A 21474-nucleotide genomic window follows, 5' to 3' on the forward strand; every position below is an offset into this window, starting at 1 on the left:
GCCCTCCCTCTCCTCGAAAGGCCCCTCCGTGGATCTCGCCCTTCCCCTCTGGTTCGAAATCGGCTCCCTGGTCATCCTGACCCTGGTCCTGGTCGGCGACCTGCTGATCGTGTACAAGCGCCCGCACGTGCCCTCGATGCGCGAGGCCAGCCTGTGGGTCGTCTTCTACGTCGTGCTCGCCCTGCTGTTCGCGCTTGCGATGCTGCTCCTGGCCGATGCCGAACACGCCGGTCAGTTCCTCGCCGGCTGGCTCACCGAGTACAGCCTCAGCATCGACAATCTCTTCGTCTTCGTCATCATCATGGCGAGATTCTCCGTGCCGCGGAAATACCAGCAGGAAGTACTGATGGTGGGCATCATCATCGCGCTCGTCCTGCGCCTGATCTTCATCCTTCTCGGGGCGTCCCTCATCGAGAACTTCAGTTGGATCTTCTACATCTTCGGCGCTTTCCTTCTCTATACGGCCGTGCATCAGGCCGTCGCCAAGGAACCGGACGCGAACGAGGCCGACAACGCGTTCGTGAAGATGATCCGTCGCCGCCTGCGGATCTCCCCGACCTTCGACGGTTCGAAGATCCGCACCACCGTCAAGGGACGCCGGGTCTTCACCCCGATGCTGATCGTCTTCATCGCAATCGGCACGACGGACCTCGTGTTCGCCCTCGACTCGATCCCCGCCATCTTCGGGATCACGACGAGCCCGTTCATCGTGTTCACGGCCAACGTCTTCGCCCTGATGGGACTCCGGCAGCTCTACTTCCTGCTCGGCGGCCTGCTCGAACGGCTCGTGTACCTCAAGTACGGCATCGCCTTCATCCTGTTCTTCATCGGAGTCAAGCTCGTCTCGCACGCGCTCCACACCAATGAGGTCGCGTTCATCAACGGCGGCCATGGTGTGGGCTGGGCGCCGGAGATCGACACCTGGACGTCGCTCGGCGTGATCGTGGTCTCGATGGCCGTCGCCACGGTCGCGAGCCTGATCAAGGCGAACCGGGACGCCCGCGCCCGCGGCCACAGTCTCGGCGAGGAACTGTCGCTCACCACGAAGGAATAGCGCGGGCGCGACGTGTCCTGGCGGCGCGAAAAGTCCCCCCGAATTGGTACCGTGGGTCTCTGACGCCTCGTCGAGGCGCGATCGGGTCGGCTCGGAACACGCGCCGCAGCACGAGGGAGTACCGGCTTGGTCCAGAGCGCAGACACGATGACCCTCCCAACGGTGACGGTCTCGTTCACCGTCGGCGCGCGCAGCGAGGTCGGCCAGGTCCGGCAGCTCAATGAGGACAGCTTCATGGCGCACTCTCCGGTCTTTCTCGTGGCCGACGGGATGGGCGGGCACGCCCACGGCGACGAGGCGAGCCAGACCGTCCTGAGAGTCTTCGAAGAACACATCGAGGCTGGCCGTCCTTCAACCCCCGAGCGCATCCTCGACGCCATCCACTCGTCCAACGACGCGGTGCGCGACCTGAGCGGCGCGGAGGACTTCGGAACCGCGGTGAGCGGCACGACGCTGGCCGGGGTTGCCTTCGTCGATGCCGGTGCGGACATCGGCCTGCACTGGATGGCCTTCAACGTGGGCGACTCCCGCATCTACACGTGGGACGGGGTTCACCTCGCCCAGCTGTCCGTCGACCACTCCGCGGTGCAGGAACTCGTCGACGCGGGACTGATCACGCCTCGGTCCGCCGAACTGCACCCCGAACGGAACATCATCACGAGGGCGATCGGAACCGATGAGTTCGTCGACGCTGACGTCTGGCTCGTGCCGGCATCCGGTCACCGTGCCTTCCTGATCTGTTCCGACGGCCTCACCAAGGAGCTCGAGCCTGACGACATCTCGAGGCTCCTCGCCGAGCAGCAGGCCAACGGCCAGCAGGCCGTTGTGGACGCCCTCGTCGACGAGGCGCTCGCGCGCGGCGGGCACGACAATGTCACGGTCGTCTTCGTCGAATCGGTCGTGTCACCGTCGTGACCTTCGGCGAAGACTCGGCGCGAAGTGTTAGCCTGTCCGGGTGCTGTTCGGTCGACTCCTTCTTATCTGCCGCGACGAGTCCCAATTCTGAGGCCTCCCTCGTCGCGGAGACTGTCGTTGGCTGCCATCAAATCTTGAGGAAGACGCACACACATGACTAACGCATCGATGTCCGGCGAACGCCCGCGGACCCTGGCCGAGAAGGTCTGGGACAAACACCTGGTCAGCAAGGGTTCCGACGGAACCCCGGATCTCATCTACATCGACCTGCACCTCGTGCACGAGGTCACGAGCCCGCAAGCTTTCGATGGGCTGCGCCTCGCCGGCCGGCCGCTGCGCCGACCGGACCTGACGATCGCGACCGAGGATCACAACACTCCGACGCTCGCCATCGACCGGCCGATCAAGGACCTGACGAGCCGCACCCAGATCGAGACGCTCCGCCGCAATTGCGAGGAATTCGGCGTGCGGCTGCACTCGCTCGGTGACATCGAGCAGGGCATCGTGCACGTCGTCGGACCCCAGCTCGGGCTCACCCAACCGGGCATCACCGTCGTCTGCGGCGACTCGCACACCTCCACGCACGGCGCCTTCGGGGCGATGGCCCTCGGCATCGGCACGAGCGAGGTCGAACACGTCATGGCCACCCAGACCCTGCCCCTGCAGCCGTTCAAGACCATGGCCATCACCGTCGAAGGCGCCCTGCGCCCCGGCGTCACCGCCAAGGACGTCATCCTCGCCGTGATCGCGAAGATCGGCACCGGCGGCGGACAGGGCTACGTGCTCGAATACCGCGGCAGCGCCATCCGCGCCCTCTCGATGGAGGGCCGCATGACCATCTGCAACATGTCGATCGAGGCGGGCGCCCGCGCGGGCATGGTCGCACCGGATGCGACGACGTACGCCTACCTGAAGGGTCGCGCCCACGCGCCGGCCGGTCAGGACTGGGACGACGCGGTCGCGTACTGGGAGACCCTCGCGACCGATGAGGGCGCCGTGTTCGACGCGGAGGTCGTTCTCGACGCCGACACCCTCGAGCCCTTCGTGACCTGGGGCACCAACCCCGGCCAGGGCGTCTCGCTGAGCGAGACCGTGCCTGACCCGGCCGACGTCGCCGACGCCAACGAGCGCGCCGCCGCCGAGCGCGCCCTCGAATACATGGACCTCGCGGCCGGCACTCGTATGAAGGACATCCGGGTCGACACCGTGTTCCTCGGCTCGTGCACCAACAGCCGCGTCGAAGACCTGCGTGCCGCCGCCGACATCGTGCGCGGGCAGACGCTCGCCCCCGGCGTGCGGATGCTGGTGGTCCCCGGGTCCGCCCGGGTTCGCATCGAAGCGGAGGCGGAAGGCCTCGACAAGGTCTTCACCGATTTCGGTGCCGAATGGCGATTCGCGGGCTGCTCGATGTGCCTCGGCATGAACCCGGACCAGCTGGCCCCCGGCGAACGCTGCGCCTCGACGAGCAACCGCAACTTCGAGGGCCGCCAGGGCAAGGGCGGCCGCACCCACCTGGTCTCCCCGCTCGTCGCGGCGGCCACCGCCATCCGCGGCACGCTGTCGAGCCCGTGGGACCTCGTCGCGGACGGCCTCGTCCCCGCCGACGCGATCCCGGCCGAACTGGCCCCTGCTGCGGCACCGGCACTGGATGGAGCACTCTGACCATGGACAAGTTCACAACCGTCACGGGCATCGCCCTGCCGCTGCGCCGCTCCAACGTCGACACGGACCAGATCATCCCCGCCGTCTACCTCAAACGCGTCACCAAGACCGGTTTCGAGGACGCGCTCTTCGCCGCCTGGCGAACGGACCCCGAATTCGTGCTGAACCGGCCGGAGTACGCGGGCGCGCGCATTCTCGTCGCCGGCGCGGACTTCGGCACGGGATCGTCTCGCGAACACGCCGTCTGGGCGCTGCGCGACTACGGCTTCGACGTGGTGCTCTGCCCCCGGTTCGGCGATATCTTCCGCGGCAATGCCGGCAAACAGGGCCTCCTTGCCGCGCAGATCACCGAGGACGATGCCCAGAAGCTCTGGAGCATCATCGAGGCCGACCCGGGAATAGAACTCACCGTCGATCTGGTTGCGCGTACAGCACGCGTCGGCGATTTCACAGTGCCATTCCAGGTCGACGACTACACCCGTTGGCGCCTGCTCGAAGGCCTCGACGACATTGGCCTGACCCTGCGTGATGAAGCGCGGATCGCAGAATTCGAATCCCATCGGGAGCCGTGGCGGCCCCGTACTCTCCCCGCAAGGCAGGTAAATTTGTGAGTACCATCAGCGAGATCGCCCAGAATCGTGAAGACGCAGCCGTGAAGGCGCAGCTCCTCGAAGACGAACAAAACCGTGAGAACGCACAGAGCTGGGGGGCCGCTGTGGGGCTGAAAGGCGACAAGATCACGATTCGCGGCGGCATCCCGCTGATCGGCCGGATCGAACTCAAGGGCGCGAAGAACCTGGTCACCAAGGCCATGGTCGCCTCCCTGCTCGGCGAGAGCCCGAGCATCCTGAAGAACGTGCCCAACATCAGCGACGTGCGCATCGTGCGCGAGCTGCTCGCGGTGCACGGCGTCAAGGTGACCGACGGGCCAGAGCCCGGAGAACTCCTGCTCGACCCCGTCGACGTCGAGAGCGCGCACTTCGCCGCGATCGACGCGCACGCGGGGTCCTCCCGCATCCCGATCCTGTTCTGCGGACCGCTGCTGCACCGCCTCGGCGAGGCGTTCATCCCCGACCTCGGCGGCTGCCGCATCGGCGACCGGCCGATCGACTACCACCTCGAGGTGCTGCGCAAGTTCGGCGCCGTCGTCGACAAGCAGCCCAACGGCATCCGCATGTCGGCCCCGAACGGCCTGCACGGGGCCAAGGTCTCCCTCCCGTACCCGAGCGTCGGGGCGACGGAGCAGGTCCTGCTCACCGCCGTACGCGCCGAGGGCATCACCGAGCTCAAGGGCGCGGCGATCGAGCCCGAGATCATGGACCTGATCAACATCCTGCAGAAGATGGGTGCGATCATCACGGTCGACACCGACCGGGTCATCCGCATCGAGGGCGTCGAACGACTCGAGGGCTTCAACCACCGGGCGCTCTTCGACCGGAACGAGGCCGCGAGCTGGGCGGCAGCCGCGCTCGCGACCGACGGTGACATCTTCGTCGGCGGCGCACGCCAGTCCGAGATGCTGACCTTCCTCAACGTGTTCCGTAAGGTCGGAGGCGCCTTCGAGATCCACGACGACGGCATCCGCTTCTATCACCCGGGCGGCGACCTCAAGCCCGTCGTCATCGAAACGGATGTGCACCCCGGCTTCATGACCGACTGGCAGCAGCCGCTCGTGATCGCCCTCACCCACGCCCACGGCGTGTCGATCGTGCACGAAACCGTCTACGAACAACGCTTCGGCTTCGTCGACGCCCTCGTCGAGATGGGCGCGACGATCCAGATCCACCGCGAATGCCTCGGCGGCCACCCGTGCCGCTTCGGACAGCGCAACTTCAACCACTCCGCCGTCATCGCGGGGCCGACGAAGCTGCACGGCGCCGACATCGAGGTTCCCGACCTGCGCGGCGGCTTCAGCCACCTGATCGCGGCGCTCACCGCCGAGGGCACCTCGACGGTCAGCAACGTGGGAATCATCAGCCGTGGCTACGAAAACTTCATCACGAAGCTGCGGCTGTTGGGGGCGGACTTCGATCTCGAAGGATAATGGCCCTGTGCCAGTCAATGGAGCAAGTCCGTCATCCGAACCGTCCGTCGAACCCGATCCGTCCGCGAAACCGGTGAGGGTGCGCAAGGAAACCACACAGCCGTCGGTGTTCTGGATCCTCGCGACGATCGTGCTCCCTGCGGTCAACCTTGCGGTGCGGTACCGGGTGACCGACGTCCGGAAGTTCCCGCAGACCGGGGCGTTCGTGCTGTCGCCGAATCACTTCAGTGAAATCGACCCGATCGTCGTCGGCGCACTCGCGTGGAAGCTCGGGCGTGCTCCCCGGTTCATGGCGAAGGCATCCGTCTTCAAGATCCCCGTACTCGGCTGGCTGCTGCGCAAGTCCGGCCAGATCCCCGTCGAACGGGGCGGGGTCGCGCGTGGCAACGAACCGGTCAAGGCCGCCAGGCGGCTCGTCGAGCGCGGCCAGATGGTCATCGTGTACCCCGAGGGTTCGCTCACCCGCGACCCCGAGCTCTGGCCGATGCGCGGGAAGACCGGTGCCGTGCGGATCGCACTCGAGCAGGGCATCCCGATCGTGCCGATCGCCCACTGGGGCACCCAGGACCTGATGCCGCGGTATTCGAAACGGATCAGCCCGTTTCCCCGCAAGACCATCCACGTGAAAATCGGCGATCCGCTGTCCTTCGACGAGTTCAAGGGACGCAGCCTCGACACGGCGACCCTGAACGAGGCCACGGCCATCCTGATGGATGCCATCACCGGGCTCCTCGAGGACCTCCGCGGCGAGAAGGCCCCGGCGAAACGCTGGAACCCCTCCGAGCACGACCAGAAGGAGACCGGCCGTTTTGAAGGCTAAACAACGGCAGGGTGTCCCTGTCGGTACGCGCGTCGCCGTGCTCGGAGCGGGAAGCTGGGGGACGACCTTCGCCAAGATCCTGAGCGACGGCGGCGCCGACGTCGTGCTCTGGGCCCGCCGGCCGGAACTGGCCCGCGAGATCACGGAGGGCCGGAGGAACAGCGACTACCTTCCCGGCATCAACCTCCCGATCGGCCTCCGCGCGACCCCGCACCTCGACCAGGCCCTCGCAGGAGCCGAGCAGGTCTTCATCTCGGTCCCGAGCCAGTCGCTGCGGGAGAACCTCGTCCTGATGGAACCGTTCCTCGAGCCCGACGCGATCCTGGTGTCGCTCATGAAGGGCGTCGAACGCGGCTCCGGCCAGCGGATGAGCCAGATCATCGAAGAGATGCTGCCCGTCGACCCGCACCACATCGCCGCGATCTCCGGACCCAACCTCGCCCTCGAAATCGCCAGGGAGCAGCCGACGGCCGCCGTGGTGTCCTCGACGAGCCTCGAGACCGCCCAGGCCGTCGCGATCCTCGCGACCAACAGCTACTTCCGCTCCTACGTCAACACCGACGTGATCGGCACCGAATTCGGCGGCGTGCTGAAGAACCTCATCGCCGTCGCGATCGGCATCGTCGACGGTGTCGGCTACGGCGAGAACACCAAGGCCTCGATCATCACCCGCGGCCTCGTCGAGATGACCGACTTCGCCGTCGCATACGGCGCCCAGCCGGAGACCCTCGCCGGCCTCGCCGGCCTCGGCGACCTCATCGCCACCTGCCAGTCCCCGCTCTCCCGCAACAACACGGCCGGGCGGCTCCTCGGCCAGGGCTACAGCATCGCGGATGTCGTCAAGCAGATGCAGCAGACCACGGAAGGCCTCGCCTCCGTCGGACCGATCCTCGATCTCGCCAGGGCCAAGGGTGTCGACATGCCCATCGTCGAACAGGTGCGGCAGGTGCTGGCCGGTACGCTGAAACCGCGGGACATCGCCCCTCACCTCACCACGGATTCGGCGGAACCGCAGGGCGAAAGGACAATTGATGACGGACAAGCTCACGGTAGCGCTGCTCTTTGGGGGTCGGTCAAGCGAACACTCGATCAGCTGCGCCACGGCCGGCGGAGTCCTGGCGGCAATTGACCGGTCGCGTTACGACGTGATCCCGATCGGGATCACCCGCGACGGCGCGTTCGTGCTCGAAGCGGATGACCCGGCGCACTTCGCGCTCGGATCCTCGGCAGCGGAGCTTCCCGTCGTCACCGACAACGGCAGCCGGGTGCACTGGCCGGAATCGTCCCTCGACCGCACGCTCCGTGTCGTCGACGCCCCCGGCGCCGCAGCCCGCGTGCTCGGCAGCGTCGACCTCGTCTTCCCGATCCTGCACGGCCCGTACGGTGAGGACGGCACCATCCAGGGTCTCCTCGAACTCCTCGGCCTGCCGTTCGTCGGATCCGGCGTGCTCGCCTCGGCGCTCGGGATGGACAAGCACTTCACCAAGACCGTTTTTCAGCAGGCCTCCCTTCCGGTCGCACCGTGGCGCACGATCACTGCGGCCGACTGGGCCGAAGCGCCGGGAATGGCCTACGCGGCCCTCGCCGAACTCGGGCTGCCCGCCTTCGTCAAGCCGGCCCGCGCCGGGTCGAGCGTCGGCGTGAGCCGGGTCACAGACCCCGCCGAGCTGGTCCGTGCCATGGAGACCGCCCTCGCGGAGGACGACAAGGTCCTGATCGAGGCGGGCCTCGTGGGCCGCGAACTCGAGGTGGCCGTGCTGCAGGGCCGTCCGGGGGAGCCGTCGCGGGCATCCGTCGCCGGAGAAGTACTCGTCACCGGGCGTGACTTCTACGACTTCGACGCCAAGTACCTGGGGGCAGCGGGCATCGAACTGGTGTGCCCTGCGGCCCTGACCCCGGCCGAGCTCGCCGAGATGCAGCGGATGGCGATCCGGGCGTTCGACGCCATCGACGGCGCCGGGCTGGCGCGGGTCGACTTCTTCCTGACTGACACCGGCTGGGTCATCAACGAGATCAATACCATGCCCGGCTTCACGCCGATCTCGATGTTCCCGACGTGCTGGCTTCAGAGCGGCTACACCTATCCCGCGCTCATCGACGAATTGATCTCAGTCGCGCTCGCCCGCCGCGGCGTTCCGGCGCGGGACCCGCTTCCTGCCTGATCAGGGGCGGCAGGCGTCGTTCAGGGCGCGAGGGTTCCGCCGTCGGTCGGCAGGGTCACGTCGGCGGCCCCGAGGCACTTGGCCGTCGCGGGGATGACCGCCATCACGGCGGCCAGGTCGACGAGCACCGTCGAGCCGCTGACCTTGCCAGAGTCGATGACGACCTCACTCGCCGGGGTGCGGCCGTAGGTCGTGTACCGGTAGAGCGGAGCGGCGGAGTCGTCTTCGATCCAGTCGATGCCGTTGACGTTGAGGCACGGCAGCGTCGTGGGGGAAGGCACCGCGACGCCGCAGTGCAGCAGCACGGCGGCCGGGCTGCCCCACGCACCCGTCGCCTGGGCGTTCGTTTCGCGTTCGGCCTGGTCGGCGACGAGCGTCGGCAGGTGAACGACGACGTCTGCACAACCGGGGTTCACTGCGTCCGCCGCGGGTTCGAGGGCGACGCTCGCCGTGCATCCGCTCAGGAGCACGACGCCGGCCAGGGCGAGCGTCGACGTGGCGAGACTGCGGCGGGTACGGGAGCGGAGAGACATTCCATTCAGGCTACCGTTTGAAGATGACCACTGCTGCGAGAACCCCTGCCGCGAACGCATCCCCGGCGGCTGCGTCGGAATCGCGGGCTGTGCGAGACACCGGTGCCGCTGCGATGAACGCCGGACCGGCGACCGAGACCCTCGCCGAGCTCAGCGAGGGCGAGGTGCTCGCCCGCATCTTCCCGCGGCTGCCGGATGCTGCGACTCAGCTGCTCGGCCCCGGCGACGATGCCGCCGTGCTCCGCGCCCCCGACGGGCGATACGTCGTCACGACCGACATGATGATCCAGGGGCCGGACTTCCGGATGGCCTGGTCGACCCCGCACGACCTCGGCTGGAAGGCCGCGGCCACCAACCTGTCCGACGTCGCGGCCATGGGCGCGCGCCCGACGGCGCTCGTCGTCGCGATCGCGGCCCCGCCGTCGACCCCCATCTCCGTGATCGAGGGCATCGCCGACGGGCTCCGGGACTGCTGCGCTGCGCTCGCGCCGGGGTGTGGCGTCGTCGGCGGCGACCTGTCCGCCTCTGACGCCCTCACGCTGGCCGTGACGGCCTTCGGAGACCTGGAGGGACGGGAACCGGTTCTGCGCTCCGGAGCGCGTGCAGGCGACGTCGTGGCCCTCGCCGGGGGGCTCGGTGAGGCAGGGGCCGGCCTCGCACTGCTCTTCCGGCACGGAGTCGACACGAACGGTGTTCCGGATGCCGCGCTCGCCGCGGCCGTCCGGGAGCGCTACCCGGTCGAGGTGGGCGCCCAGCTCGCCCCGACACCGCCGATCGACCGCGGCCCTGCCGCGTCCCTCGCGGGGGCGACCGCAATGATGGACCTCTCCGACGGCCTCTTCATCGATGCCGGGCGCCTGGCCAAGGCGAGCGGGGTCGGAATCGACTTCGCGGCGGACTCCCTCGGCGACAGCGTCGGGCTCGCGCTCGGCGGCGGCGAGGACCACGGCCTGCTCGCGACCTTCCCTGCCGGCGCCGTGCTGCCGGAGGGCTTCCGTGTGATCGGCACGGCGACGGATGCCGCGGGCACGGTCCTCGTCGACGGCCGCACACACGAGCAGGGCGGCTGGGACCCGTACCGCGGCTGGGACGGCGCCCTCGGCTGACCGCGCCTGCGGCGGCTACGGGCCGGCGAGCACCGGGGCGGCGTACCAGACGGTCGTGTCGCCGTAGTCCTTGCGGCGCTCGGAAGCGAGGCCAGGACCCCAGGACGGCTCGGGGGAGCGGGAGCTGCGCTCGACGACGACGAGGGCGTCCGGGTCGAGCAGGGGGGTCAGGGCGAGCAGGTTGTGCCCGAGTTCGACGTCGGAGAGCTCATACGGCGGGTCGAGGAAGACGAGTTCGAACCCGTCGCCCGTCGCCGCGAGGAATGACTGCACGGCCTGCGCGGAGACGCGGATCGACGGGGCGTCCTTCTTCGGGGCGGCCTTGAGCACCGCGTCGGTGTTCTTCCGGCACATCTGAGCGGCCCCGTAGCTGTTCTCGACAAGGGTCACGATGCGGGCACCCCTGCTCGCGGCCTCGAGCCCGAGGGAACCGGAGCCCGCGTAGAGGTCGAGCACCCGGGCGCCCCGGATGATGTCACGGGCGTCGAGGGCGGAGAAGATCGCCTCGCGCACCCGGTCGCTCGTGGGGCGTGTGCCCGACTTGGGAACAGCGAGGGGCAGGGAACCGGCGAACCCGGAGATGATGCGCGTCATGTCCGTTCGAGCCTAGCCGGACCGCAGTGTCGGCGGCCGCGCCTACGATCGAAGGATGACGGATGCGACCGCGGCGGACGGCGAGAAGCTCACCGGCGCCCTGACCCTGGATACCCCGCTCACGGCACACGGAACGATAACGGCCGCCGAAGCGAAATCGCTCGCCAAGGCGTTCGACATGCGCACCGTCGGCGACCTGCTCAGTCATTACCCTCGCCGCTACGCCAGGCGCGGAGAGCTCAGCGCGATCAGCGAACTGCCGCTCGACGAACAGGTCACGATCTTCGCCGAGGTGCGTTCGATCTCCACCCACGACATGAAGACCCGCAAGGGCTCGATCACGACCGTCAAGATCTCCGACGGCCGCGGCATCCTCACCCTCACGTTCTTCAACCAGGCCTGGCGCGAGAAGCTGCTCGCACCGGGCACCCGCGGCATGTTCACCGGCAAGGTCACCTCGTTCAAGAACCAGCTGCAGCTGGCGCATCCGCACTACAAGCTCTTCGTCGCCGGGAGCGACGAGGAACAGGAACACGAGATTCCCACGGAAGGCGAGGCCTGGCTCGTCGAGCCCGTCCCGGTCTACCCGGCGACCGCCGCGGTCGCGAGCTGGGACTTCCAGACGATCGTCGGAAAGATACTCAAGCACCTCGGCCCCGTCGAGGACCCGCTCCCGCCTGCGCTCCGCTCCGAACGCGGCCTGCTGCCGCACCGGAAGGCCCTCGAGCTCATCCACCAACCCGCCGTCGACGCCGACTGGATCAGGGCCCGCGACACCCTTCGGTTCACCGAGGCATTCGTGCTGCAGAGCGCGCTCGTGCAGCAGCGAAACGCCGCCAGGGCGACGAAGTCGACCGCACGGGTGCCCGTCCCCGGCGGGTACCTCGAACGCTTCGACGCCCGCCTTCCGTTCACCCTCACCGGCGACCAGCTGACCGTCGGCGCCGAGATCGCGAGGGACCTCGCCGACACCGCACCGATGAACCGGCTCCTGCAGGGCGAGGTCGGTTCAGGCAAGACGCTCGTCGCGCTGCGGGCGATGCTCGCCGTCGCCGACACCGGGGGGCAGGCCGCCCTGCTTGCGCCGACGGAGGTGCTCGCGGCCCAGCATCTGCGGTCGATCGTGCAGATCCTCGGCCCCGACCTGGCCGCAGAACTTGTGCCCGTGCTGCTGACCGGCAAACTGCCCGTCGCCCTTCGACGCAAGGCGTTGCTGCGAGCGGTCTCCGGCCAGGCCAGGATCGTGATCGGCACGCACGCCCTCCTGGCCGAATCGGTGTCGTTCTTCGACCTCGGACTCGTGGTCATCGACGAACAGCACCGCTTCGGCGTCGATCAGCGGGAGGCACTCCGCCTCAAGGGTGCTGTGCCACCACACCTCCTCGTGCTGACGGCGACACCGATCCCGCGCACGGTGGCCATGACGGTCTTCGGCGACCTCGACGTGTCGACGATCGCGATGCTCCCGGCAGGCAGGCAGGGCATCCAGACCTATGTTGTGGCGCTCGCCGAAAAGCCGCAGACCTTCTCGCGCGTCTGGACCAGGCTGGCCGAGGAGCTCGCCCTCGGCCGGCAGGGTTTCGTCGTGTGCCCTGCGATCGCGCCGAAGGAACTTGAGGAGGGCGAGGAATTCGAACAGCCGGCGACAGAGAAGGGCGCCGCCGACGCCGCGCCGGCCGTGCCCCCGGAATCCGTCGAGGTCGTGCTCGAGAGGTTGCGCTCCCGGCCGGAGCTCGCAGCGGCCAGGATCGAACCGCTGCACGGCCGGATGACCGCGGACCAGAAGGACCAGACCATGCTCGCCTTCGCCGCGGGCCAGATCGATGTGCTCGTGGCCACCACGGTGATCGAGGTCGGCGTCGACGTGCCGAACGCTTCGGTGATGGTGGTGCTCGACGCCGACAGGTTCGGCGTCTCGCAGCTCCACCAGTTGCGCGGGAGGGTCGGCCGCGGCGGGGTGCCGGGGCTCTGCCTGCTCGTCACCCGTGCGGAAGTCGACTCTCTCGCCCGGTCGAGGGTCGAGGCCGTCGCCGCAACCCTCGACGGTTTCGAGCTCGCCGAGATCGACCTCGAGCTGCGCAGGGAAGGCGATGTGCTCGGCAGCACGCAGTCCGGCGGGCGTTCCTCGCTGCGGCTGCTCCGGGTCGCGACCGACGGCGAACTCATCCTCGAGGCGCGCACCCACGCACAGGAGCTCGCGGCGGATGACCCCGAGTTCGCGAGCGTGCCTGCCCTGCGCGATGCGGTGCGCCGGCGACTCGACGACGCGGAACGGGCCTCGCTCACCAAGGGCTGAACTCCGCGCCGCCGAATGAGACCTGGCCGACGCCATCGCCACCGGTCTGGGTCGTTTCGGGCACCCGGCGACCCGCGAAGTGGGGGTGATTCCCGGCCTATCCCGTCCCGCGAGCGCGGTGCTAAGGTGCCTCAACAATCAAACAGGTCCTTCCCCCGGGTTGCGCACCAGCGCGATCGGGGACGATTTGGGAGTCTATCCGGGCTCGGTGAAGAGCTTCATCGACCCGGGTGCCGTCCACCGGGAATCGTCGACCACACAGCGCTGGAACACACCCGGCCCACGCACTCGCCCACCATTCGATTCCCGACGCCCGAACGGAAGTTGACATGTCCCAGTCCGAACCCGCTTACACAAGCGACTCGCTGCGAGTGACCTTGCGTAGTCCCCTCCGGCGGCGGCCCAGGTGGCGCGCCTTCGGAACAGCGTCCGTGATGCTGCTGTCCCTCGGTTCCGTTCTGGGGACGGCCCTCCCGTCCCAGGCCGCGACCACCGACCCGGTGACCGTCGTGAGCCTCACGTTCGACGACGGCGACGCCGACCAGAGTGCGGCCGTTTCGATCCTCGACGCGGCGGGACTTAAGGGAACCTTCTTCATCACGACCGGCTGGATCGGCGCATCCAACTATCTGACCGTCCCGCAACTGACCGCGATGGCAGCAAGCGGGCACGAGATCGGGGGCCACACCGTGAGCCACCCCGACCTGACGACCCTGCCCGCCGCCGAGGTCACCAAGCAGATCTGCCAGGGCCGGAATACCCTCGACGACTGGGGATTCAAGACCACGACGGACTTCGCCTACCCGTTCGCGACCGTGAGCCCCGCAGTCGCGGCGGCCGTGAGTGCGTGCGGCTTCAACAGCGGACGCATGCTCGGCGACGTCGGCGGCACGACCGGTGTGTTCGCCGAGACGATTCCGCCGGCCGACGCGTTCCAGACCCGGGCTCCCGAGGAAGTCGACTCGACCTGGACCCTCGCCACCCTGCAGAAGACCGTGACGGATGCCGAGACCCACGGCGGAGGCTGGGTCCAGCTGACCTTCCACCACGTCTGCGACACCGCACCGGGGGTGTGCGACCCGCTGAACCTGACCATCACGCCAACGCTCTTCCAGCAGTTCGTCGACTGGCTCAAGGTCCGCACGCCCACATCCCCCCTTTCAACCACCAACACGATCGTCAAAACCGTTCACGAGGTCCTCGGCGGAACGGGGAAGCCTCTGGTGGCGTCCACGAACAGCTTCCGGGCAGCTCCGGCCGCCGGTGAGAACGGCGTGCTGAACCCCAGCCTCGAGACGGCGAGCACGGTGGTGCCGCCGGCCGGAACCACGCTGCCGCCGGAGTGCTGGCAGCAGGGCGGGTTTGGAGTGAGCACCGCGACATTCACGACGCTCACCACAGCCGCAGAAGCGCATACCGGTACGAAAGCAGAACAGCTCGTGGTGACGGGCCTGACCAGCGGCGATGCGAAACTCGCCCTGATGCAGGACCTCGGAACCTGTGCACCGACGGCGACCCCCGGTCACACCTATTCCCTGAGAGCCTGGTACAAATCGACCGTGCCCACCCAATTCGACCTCTACTATCGCAACGCGGACGGTGGCTGGATCTACCAGACCTCTGGCCCGTTGTATAACGCGGCGACCGCGTACACCCAGGTGGCCTGGACGACGCCGGTCGTGCCTGCCGGCGTCACCGGGATCAGCTTCGGACTCAACCTGATCAGCAACGGCACGCTCGTGACTGACGACTACGCCCTGTACGACACCGTCGGGGCCCCTGCGACCCTCGTGACGCCGGCCGTCCCGACCATCACAGGTGTTGCCGCGGTCCGACAGGTCCTCACCGCCGTTCCCGGAGCCTGGACCCCGGTTCCGATCGTTTTCACCTACCAGTGGTCGGTTGGAGGGGTCGCCGTTCCCGGTGCAACAGCCGTGACGTATACACCCGTCCTCGCCGACCAGGGGAAGACCGTCACCGTGACGGTCACCGGCACGGCCACCGGCCTTCCCGCGGTTTCCGCGACGAGCGTCGCGAGCGCCGCAGTGGCTGCGCCCGCCGCGGCGACGGCCACGCGGTTGTGGGGTCAGGATGCCTATGGCACGTCGGCCGCGATCTCCGCTGGGACGTTCCCGACGCCGGGTGTGCCGGTCGCGTACGTTGCGACGGGTGAGACGTACCAGGATGCATTGTCCGGTGCCGGTGCTGCCGGGGTGAACAAGGGTCCGGTGCTGCTCGTCCAGCCCAATGGGATCCCGGGTGTCATCGCGGCAGAGCTTGCCCGGTTGAAGCCGGCCAGGATCGTGGTGCTCGGCGGCAATCTGGCTGTCTCGGATGGTGTCTTCGCGAGCCTCTCCGGGATCGCGCCGACGACGCGGTTGTGGGGTCAGGATGCCTATGGCACGTCGGCCGCGATCTCCGCTGGGACGTTCCCGACACCGGGTGTGCCGGTGGTCTATCTGGCCACGGGCGAGACTTACCAGGATGCATTGTCCGGTGCAGGTGCCGCCGGCGTGAACCAGGGACCGGTGCTCCTCGTCCAGCCCAACGGCATTCCCGCCGTCATCGCGGCGGAGCTCGCCCGGTTGAAGCCGGGCCGGATCGTGATTCTCGGCGGAAACCTCGCGGTGTCCGACGCGGTCATGGCCCAGTCGCTGGCCCTGGTCGGCTAGATCGCGCACGAAGGCCAGGCGGGAGACTCCGCCTGGCCTTTCGCGCGCGATCGCTGGCCGGCGAATTTGGCCTCCCAGCAGGGCGAATGCCGAGAGTGTGCCGCCCGGGGAGGCGCGAGACGTGCTCGCGCGTTAGGGTATTGCGTATGCGCAGGATCGCCGTTGTCCCTGGTTCATTCGACCCCGTCACCCTGGGTCACCTCGACGTGATCGAACGGGCGGCGGGCCTCTTCGATGAAGTGCACGTGCTCGTCGTGCACAACCCCGACAAGACGGCCCTCCTGCCGATCAGCCAGCGCGTCTCCCTTCTGCAGCGGGCGATCGCAGACGCCGGCCTCCCGGACACCATCATCGTCGCGTCCTGGAGCATGGGACTGCTCGTCGACTACTGCCTCGAGGTCGGGGCAAGCGTGCTCATCAAGGGCATCCGTTCCCAGGTCGACGTCGCATACGAGACACCGATGGCGATCGTGAACCGCAACCTCGCGGGCGTCGAGACCATCTTCATGCTGCCTGACCCTGCGAATGCCCACGTGTCCAGCTCCCTCGTGCGACAGGTCGCCGCGCTCGGCGGCGACATCTCGCCATACGTGCCCCGCGTCGTCGCGCAGTACCTGCAAAAGGCACCCGTGTGACCGCCCCGCCCGCCGGCGCGACAACGGATGTCCCCGCGGGCGTCCCGACGCAGCGCGCCCCGGGCATCCGACCGGTACCGGCGGCCGCGCCGGGGGCGGACCCCCCGCCCGACGCAGACCTCGACCTCGACCTCGTGGCCGAGGCCGGCCGGGCCATCGTCCGCAACGTCGAAACGGTCATCGCAGGCAAGCACCCCGCCGTCGTCACGGCCCTGACCGTGCTCCTCGCCGAGGGCCACCTCCTCATCGAGGACGTGCCCGGCGTCGGCAAGACCATGCTGGCCAAGGCCCTCGCCCGCTCAGTCGACTGCTCGGTCAGCCGCATCCAGTTCACACCGGACCTGCTCCCTTCCGACGTCACGGGCGTGAGCGTCTTCAACCAGGTCGACCGCAGGTTCGAGTTCAAGCCGGGGGCCATCTTCGCGAACATCGTGATCGGCGACGAGATCAACCGGGCGAGCCCGAAGACCCAGTCGGCCCTCCTCGAGTGCATGGAGGAACGCCAGGTCACCGTCGACGGAGCGACCTACCTCCTTCCGCTCCCGTTCACGGTCGTCGCGACCCAGAATCCGATCGAGATGGAGGGCACATACGCCCTCCCCGAGGCCCAGCGGGACCGTTTCATGGCCCGGATCTCGATGGGCTACCCCGACACGACCTCCGAGCTCGCGATGCTCGACTCCCGAGACACCTCGAGCCCGCTCGCCGGAATCGACGCCGTCGTCACCGGCGCCCAGTTGCGGGCCATGATGACGGCGGCCCGCGGTGTCTTCGCCTCCAGCGCCGTCAAGCAGTACGCCGTCGACATCGTGCGGGCCACCCGTTCGGACAAGGACCTCCGCCTCGGTGCGAGCCCGCGGGCAACCCTGCAGCTCATCCGTGCCGCCAAGGCGCAATCCGCTCTGCAGGGCCGTGACTTCGTGCTCCCCGACGACATCGATGCGCTTGCCGTCGCCGTCCTCGGCCACCGGCTGGTGGCGAGCAGCCGGGTGCTCGGGCACCAGCATCAGGACTCGAGCCCGCTGCTCGAGGACATCGTGCGCCGGATCCTCGCGGCGACCCCGGTGCCGCTCGGCGCCTCCGGTCGCCCGTAGCCGCCATGTCTGCGCGGCGACCTCCCTCGCGGCCGGTTCGGTTTCCCCGGCTCACCCTCCGGGGTGGCGCCTTCCTCAGCGGGGGAGCGGTGCTGACGGTGGTGTCATTCTCGGAGAACCGGCGGGACCTGCTGTTCATCGCCCTCCTGCTGGTCTCGGTGCCGATCGTCGCCGGGCTGTCGGTGGCCCTCCGACCCGTCCGGGTGCGCGTCGGCCGTGACTTCCGCCCCAACCTCGTCTCCGCGGGCGGGCAGACGACTGAGCTGCTCACCGTCGAGAACGTCGGGGTGCAGCCGCTTTCCGGGGTGCGCTGGCGCGAGACCGGCCCGATGGGAACGACACCGATGCCCAGGGATCTCCCGTTGCCGCCGCTCTCCGGGCTCGGCGGCGCGTGGGGCCGCAGCGGCGGCTGGGACGGTTTCGGCGAGGGCCCTGACGCGGCAGCCCGGACCGTGCGCCTCGAGTTCCCGCTCGCACCGCACGCGCGGGGACGGTACGAGTACGGGCCGGTCGTGCTCGCCCGGTCCGACCCGTTCGGACTGGTGATGGCGCGCTGGGCGGTCGGCGGCCGGCATGAACTGGTCGTGACTCCCCGGGTGACGCCCCTTCCCGGCCGGGGGCACGCGAGCATGCTCGGTGGGGGAGAAGCCCTCGAACGGCAGCGACTGCTCAACCAGAATTCGGACGAGCTGATCGCTCGCGAGTACCGGCCAGGGGATTCGCTGCGCCGGGTGAATTGGCCGGCCACCGCACGCCACGGCGAGATCATGGTGCGGCAGGAGGAACACCGGAGCGACTCAGGGGTGCGGTTCGTGCTCGACACGCTCGCGCCCGCCGAATCGGGCGCTCGCGAGGTCGACCGGGCGCGGCGAGCGAGTGCGTTCGAGCTCGGGGTGGAAGTGGCGGCATCCGTCTGCACGCACCTGCTCGCAGCCGGTTACCGGGTCGATGTCGTCGAGCTCGGCCCTGCCCAACTCGGAACTGCCCGGCTCGGCCGTGCCTCGAACGGTGCCACGGCCGCAACCGATGCCGCCCCGCTCGGCGCGACCGGGCTCGGCGGCTCTCCCGTGGCCGGGAACGGTGCGGGAGGTACGGCCGGGTCGGGAGATCCGGTCTCCTATCGCGGATCAGGCGGCATTTCGCACCTGCTCGAGGACCTCGCGGGCATCCTCCAGGTCCCTGCTGAAGCCAGGGACGCCGGCACCGGCGAACCCAATGGGCCCCTCGCGCCCCCGCGCTCACGCGTCCCCCGCGGGGCGCTTCCGACCTTCGCTGTACTCGGCGCCGGGGCAGCCCTCGACCTCGCCGTTCTCGCCGCGCTCGCGGCAAGTGCCCGGCCGGCGATTGCATTCGTACTCGAACCTGTGCCGACGGATGCCTCTGAGCGGCTCAGGGAGGCCGGCTGGCGGTGCATACCGGTGCGTTCGGCTATCGCACTGCCCGAGGCATGGCTCGACTCCGTCGGCGGGAGAGGGGCGCTGCATGAGCCTGCGTGAACGGATCCTGCCAGAGCAGACGATGACGGCCAGGCCGTCGCCGTCACCGGAAACGCCTGGTGGCCGGAGAACAGGGAAGCGCTCCTCCGGCTCCCGCTGGCCCGTGACCGGTGCGCTCGCGCTGCTCCTGCTCGTCGGGATGACCGCGCTGGGTCCTCTCCTGCAGGGCACCGGCTGGTGGTGGCTGATGGCGGTCGAAGCGGGAGCCGTCTTCGTCGTCTCCGCGGGCATCCGCTCGCTCGGCCCCAGGCCCTGGGTCGTCCCACTCGCCGGTGCCGGCGTGATCGTCGGGAGCGTCACCCTGCTCTTCGGCGGCGGAACAGGGCTGCTCTGGCTCGTGCCGACCGGCGATACGATCGACCGGTTCCGTACCCTCGTCGAATCGGGGATCGCCTCGGTGCAGTCCCAGGGCACCCCGGCCGATCCCGAGACCGGCATCCTGTTCCTGCTCTGCATCGGGGCCGGTGTGATCGCCGTGCTGATGGACGCCCTCGCGATCACCCTGCGGGCGCCGGCGCTCGCTGGGCTGCCCGTACTGGTGCCTGTCGGCGTCCCCGGCCTCATCCTCGACAACGGTGCGGAGAAACTGACCCTCGTGCTCACGGCCGCGGCATTCCTGCTGCTGCTGCGGATCGACGTCCTCGGCCGGCGCGGCGGGGTCACAGCGGGAACGGGCGAGGGCATCGGGATCGCCGGCTCTCGTGGGCCTGCCGGGCGGAGCTGGTCCGTCACCGGGGCCTTCCTGATCGGCGGGCTCGGCATCATCACGGCGCTCGTGCTCAGCATCGCGGTTCCCAACCTGCCCGGCGACGGGCGCGTCGGCGGCCGGGCCACCGGACCGCTGCTCTTCGGCGACGGCGTGAGCGCCATGGTCAACCTCGGGCAGGATCTCCGGAGTTCGCAGGCCGGCGCCGCGCTGCACTACCGGACGAGTGCCGCTCAGCCGCCCTACCTCAAGCTGCTCACCCTGGACCGGTTCGTCGGGCCGAGCTGGACCGCCCGCCTCGAGCCGACCAACACCGGGAACACCGTCGACGCAATCGACCGGCCGCCCGGGCTCTCCGCCCAGGTCGCCACGACGGAGGAGTCCACCCAGGTCGTCATCGACGGGGTCGCCTCGGCCTGGCTGCCCACCCCTGGCGCGGCCACGAAGGTATCCGGGCTCGTCGGCGACTGGTACTGGAACGGGCCCACCGGGACGATTGCGAGCACGAACAGCAGCACCCGGGGCCAGGAATACACCGTCACCTCGCTCGCCCTCGAGCCCACTCCCGAGCAGCTTCGCGCGGCGACGGGCCGGTACCCGGTCAGCGTCGAGTCGAGCCTTCGCCTGCCCCGGAGCAGCCCCCTGATCATCGAACAGACCGCGCGCGCGGTGACATCGGGAACGACGACCCCGTATGACGCTGCCGTCGCCCTGCAGGAGTACCTGCGGGGGAGCGAATTCACCTACGACACCACCGCACCGGTCGAGGACGGCTATGACGGCGGCGGGGTCGACGTTGTCGGTACCTTCCTCGAGGTCAAGCGCGGTTACTGCGTGCATTTCGCCTCCGCGATGGCGGTGATGGCCCGGTCGCTCGGCATCCCGGCGCGCATCGCGATCGGCTATCTGCCCGGTTCCCGCTCCTCGGACTTCATCGAGGGCAGGGACCGTTTCAACGTCGACGCCCATGACCTGCACTCGTGGCCGGAGCTGTACTTCACCGGCATCGGCTGGTTGCCGTTCGAACCCACCCCCGGGCGCGGGACCGTTCCGAGCTACACCCAGCCGGCCGGTCAGTCCACCCCACTCGGCGGCACGGTGGCCGGTGCGCCGTCGTCCGCGCCGCGCCCGTTCGACGACCCCGGCCAGGCCCTGTCGACGGGAAGCGGAGCCGCGAAGACGCCCGGGAACGATGCAGGCACGCCCGGACGCGTTGCGCTCATCCTCGGAGCGCTCGTCGTCGTACTCGCCGCTCCGGGTGGCATCCGCCTGCTTCGGAGCAGACGACGGCGCAGGGACCTCGCCAGGGGCACGGCAGGGGGCGCCGATGCCTGGCGGGAGCTCGTCGACACGGCCGTCGACTTCGGGGTCAGCGTGCGCGCCACGGAGACGCCCCGGGAATTCGCGGCGCGGATCGGCGCCCTGCCCGGCCTCACGGGCACCGGTGGGGCGGCAGCCGGTGCAGCACTTGCCCGGTTGCTGGCCGCGGCCGAGCGACACCGGTACGGCCGCCCGGTCGCCGGGGCGCCGCAACCGGCGCTCCTCGGCGACCTCGACACGGTCTCGACGAGGATCAGCATGGGTGCGAGCACGGCTGTGCGCTGGCGTGCGCGCCTCCTTCCCGCGTCCCTGTGGCTCTTCCTCGGCGAACGGGGGCGCGCACCCGTCACGGACGCGTAGAATCT

At 69.1% G+C, this 21474-nt stretch carries 17 protein-coding genes; 15 read left to right on the forward strand and 2 right to left on the reverse strand.

Features of this window, described 5'->3' with window-relative positions; all coding sequences use genetic code 11:
• Positions 1 to 28: 28 nt before the first annotated feature.
• The 8 genes from E3O46_RS00950 (at position 29) to E3O46_RS00985 (ending at position 8657) form a co-directional block, all read left to right on the forward strand.
• Positions 29 to 1054 (forward strand): TerC family protein, encoded by a 1026-nt coding sequence (locus tag E3O46_RS00950; protein WP_134447524.1) that lies wholly within the window; start codon positions 29 to 31, stop codon positions 1052 to 1054.
• Positions 1055 to 1180: 126 nt separating this feature from the next.
• Positions 1181 to 1969, forward strand: coding sequence for a PP2C family protein-serine/threonine phosphatase (locus E3O46_RS00955; RefSeq protein WP_241975532.1), 789 nt, complete (start codon positions 1181 to 1183; stop codon positions 1967 to 1969).
• A gap of 153 nt (positions 1970 to 2122) precedes the next feature.
• Complete coding sequence (leuC, locus tag E3O46_RS00960; protein ID WP_174774847.1) at positions 2123 to 3631, forward strand: 3-isopropylmalate dehydratase large subunit; 1509 nt, start codon at positions 2123 to 2125, stop codon at positions 3629 to 3631.
• Between the two features lie 2 nt (positions 3632 to 3633).
• Positions 3634 to 4242, forward strand: coding sequence for a 3-isopropylmalate dehydratase small subunit (gene leuD / locus E3O46_RS00965; protein WP_134560776.1), 609 nt, complete (start codon positions 3634 to 3636; stop codon positions 4240 to 4242).
• A 104-nt stretch (positions 4243 to 4346) separates the two neighbouring features.
• Positions 4347 to 5675: a UDP-N-acetylglucosamine 1-carboxyvinyltransferase gene (gene murA / locus E3O46_RS00970; RefSeq protein ID WP_134448059.1), complete on the forward strand. Its 1329-nt coding sequence runs from the start codon at positions 4347 to 4349 to the stop codon at positions 5673 to 5675.
• Between the two features lie 79 nt (positions 5676 to 5754).
• Positions 5755 to 6495 (forward strand): lysophospholipid acyltransferase family protein, encoded by a 741-nt coding sequence (locus tag E3O46_RS00975; RefSeq protein ID WP_241975531.1) that lies wholly within the window; start codon positions 5755 to 5757, stop codon positions 6493 to 6495.
• Positions 6496 to 6532: 37 nt separating this feature from the next.
• Positions 6533 to 7624: an NAD(P)H-dependent glycerol-3-phosphate dehydrogenase gene (locus E3O46_RS00980; protein WP_370294842.1), complete on the forward strand. Its 1092-nt coding sequence runs from the start codon at positions 6533 to 6535 to the stop codon at positions 7622 to 7624.
• The gene (locus tag E3O46_RS00985) at positions 7527 to 8657 is read left to right on the forward strand and encodes a D-alanine--D-alanine ligase family protein (protein ID WP_134447530.1); all 1131 of its coding nucleotides are present in this window, start codon (positions 7527 to 7529) and stop codon (positions 8655 to 8657) included. The genes E3O46_RS00980 and E3O46_RS00985 overlap by 98 nt, the downstream gene beginning before the upstream one ends.
• 20 nt (positions 8658 to 8677) lie before the next feature.
• Here E3O46_RS00985 and E3O46_RS00990 read toward each other — a convergent pair whose 3' ends face one another.
• Entirely contained in the window at positions 8678 to 9190 is a 513-nt protein-coding gene (locus tag E3O46_RS00990; RefSeq protein ID WP_134560935.1) for a DUF3515 family protein, read from the reverse strand.
• 113 nt (positions 9191 to 9303) lie between these two features.
• Here E3O46_RS00990 and thiL point away from each other — a divergent pair, with 113 nt between their 5' ends.
• Positions 9304 to 10296 carry a thiamine-phosphate kinase gene (gene thiL, locus E3O46_RS00995; RefSeq protein WP_241975542.1) on the forward strand — a complete coding sequence of 331 codons (993 nt, stop codon included), beginning with the start codon at positions 9304 to 9306 and terminating at the stop codon, positions 10294 to 10296.
• Positions 10297 to 10311: 15 nt separating this feature from the next.
• Here thiL and rsmD read toward each other — a convergent pair whose 3' ends face one another.
• A complete protein-coding gene (gene rsmD, locus E3O46_RS01000) occupies positions 10312 to 10890 on the reverse strand; it encodes a 16S rRNA (guanine(966)-N(2))-methyltransferase RsmD (protein WP_134447536.1) in 579 nt (192 codons plus the stop codon).
• A 55-nt stretch (positions 10891 to 10945) separates the two neighbouring features.
• Between rsmD and E3O46_RS01005 the strand changes: the two genes are divergently transcribed.
• From E3O46_RS01005 to E3O46_RS01030, 6 genes are all read left to right on the forward strand, one after another.
• Complete coding sequence (locus E3O46_RS01005) at positions 10946 to 13186, forward strand: ATP-dependent DNA helicase RecG (protein ID WP_134560775.1); 2241 nt, start codon at positions 10946 to 10948, stop codon at positions 13184 to 13186.
• A gap of 434 nt (positions 13187 to 13620) precedes the next feature.
• Positions 13621 to 15858, forward strand: a complete 2238-nt coding sequence (locus E3O46_RS01010) for a cell wall-binding repeat-containing protein (protein WP_241980942.1) — start codon at positions 13621 to 13623, stop codon at positions 15856 to 15858.
• 146 nt (positions 15859 to 16004) lie between these two features.
• Positions 16005 to 16493, forward strand: a complete 489-nt coding sequence (gene coaD / locus E3O46_RS01015) for a pantetheine-phosphate adenylyltransferase (RefSeq protein WP_134447540.1) — start codon at positions 16005 to 16007, stop codon at positions 16491 to 16493.
• Between the two features lie 134 nt (positions 16494 to 16627).
• A complete protein-coding gene (locus tag E3O46_RS01020) occupies positions 16628 to 17587 on the forward strand; it encodes an AAA family ATPase (RefSeq protein WP_241975540.1) in 960 nt (319 codons plus the stop codon).
• A gap of 98 nt (positions 17588 to 17685) precedes the next feature.
• Positions 17686 to 19083, forward strand: a complete 1398-nt coding sequence (locus E3O46_RS01025; protein WP_134447542.1) for a DUF58 domain-containing protein — start codon at positions 17686 to 17688, stop codon at positions 19081 to 19083.
• On the forward strand, positions 19070 to 21469 hold the full coding sequence (locus E3O46_RS01030) for a transglutaminase TgpA family protein (protein ID WP_166791001.1): 2400 nt from the start codon (positions 19070 to 19072) through the stop codon (positions 21467 to 21469). Before E3O46_RS01025 ends, E3O46_RS01030 begins: the two co-directional genes overlap by 14 nt.
• Positions 21470 to 21474 lie beyond the last annotated feature (5 nt).

The sequence above is a fragment of the Cryobacterium glucosi genome (assembly GCF_004402235.1).
Classification (GTDB): Bacteria; Actinomycetota; Actinomycetes; order Actinomycetales; family Microbacteriaceae; genus Cryobacterium; species Cryobacterium glucosi.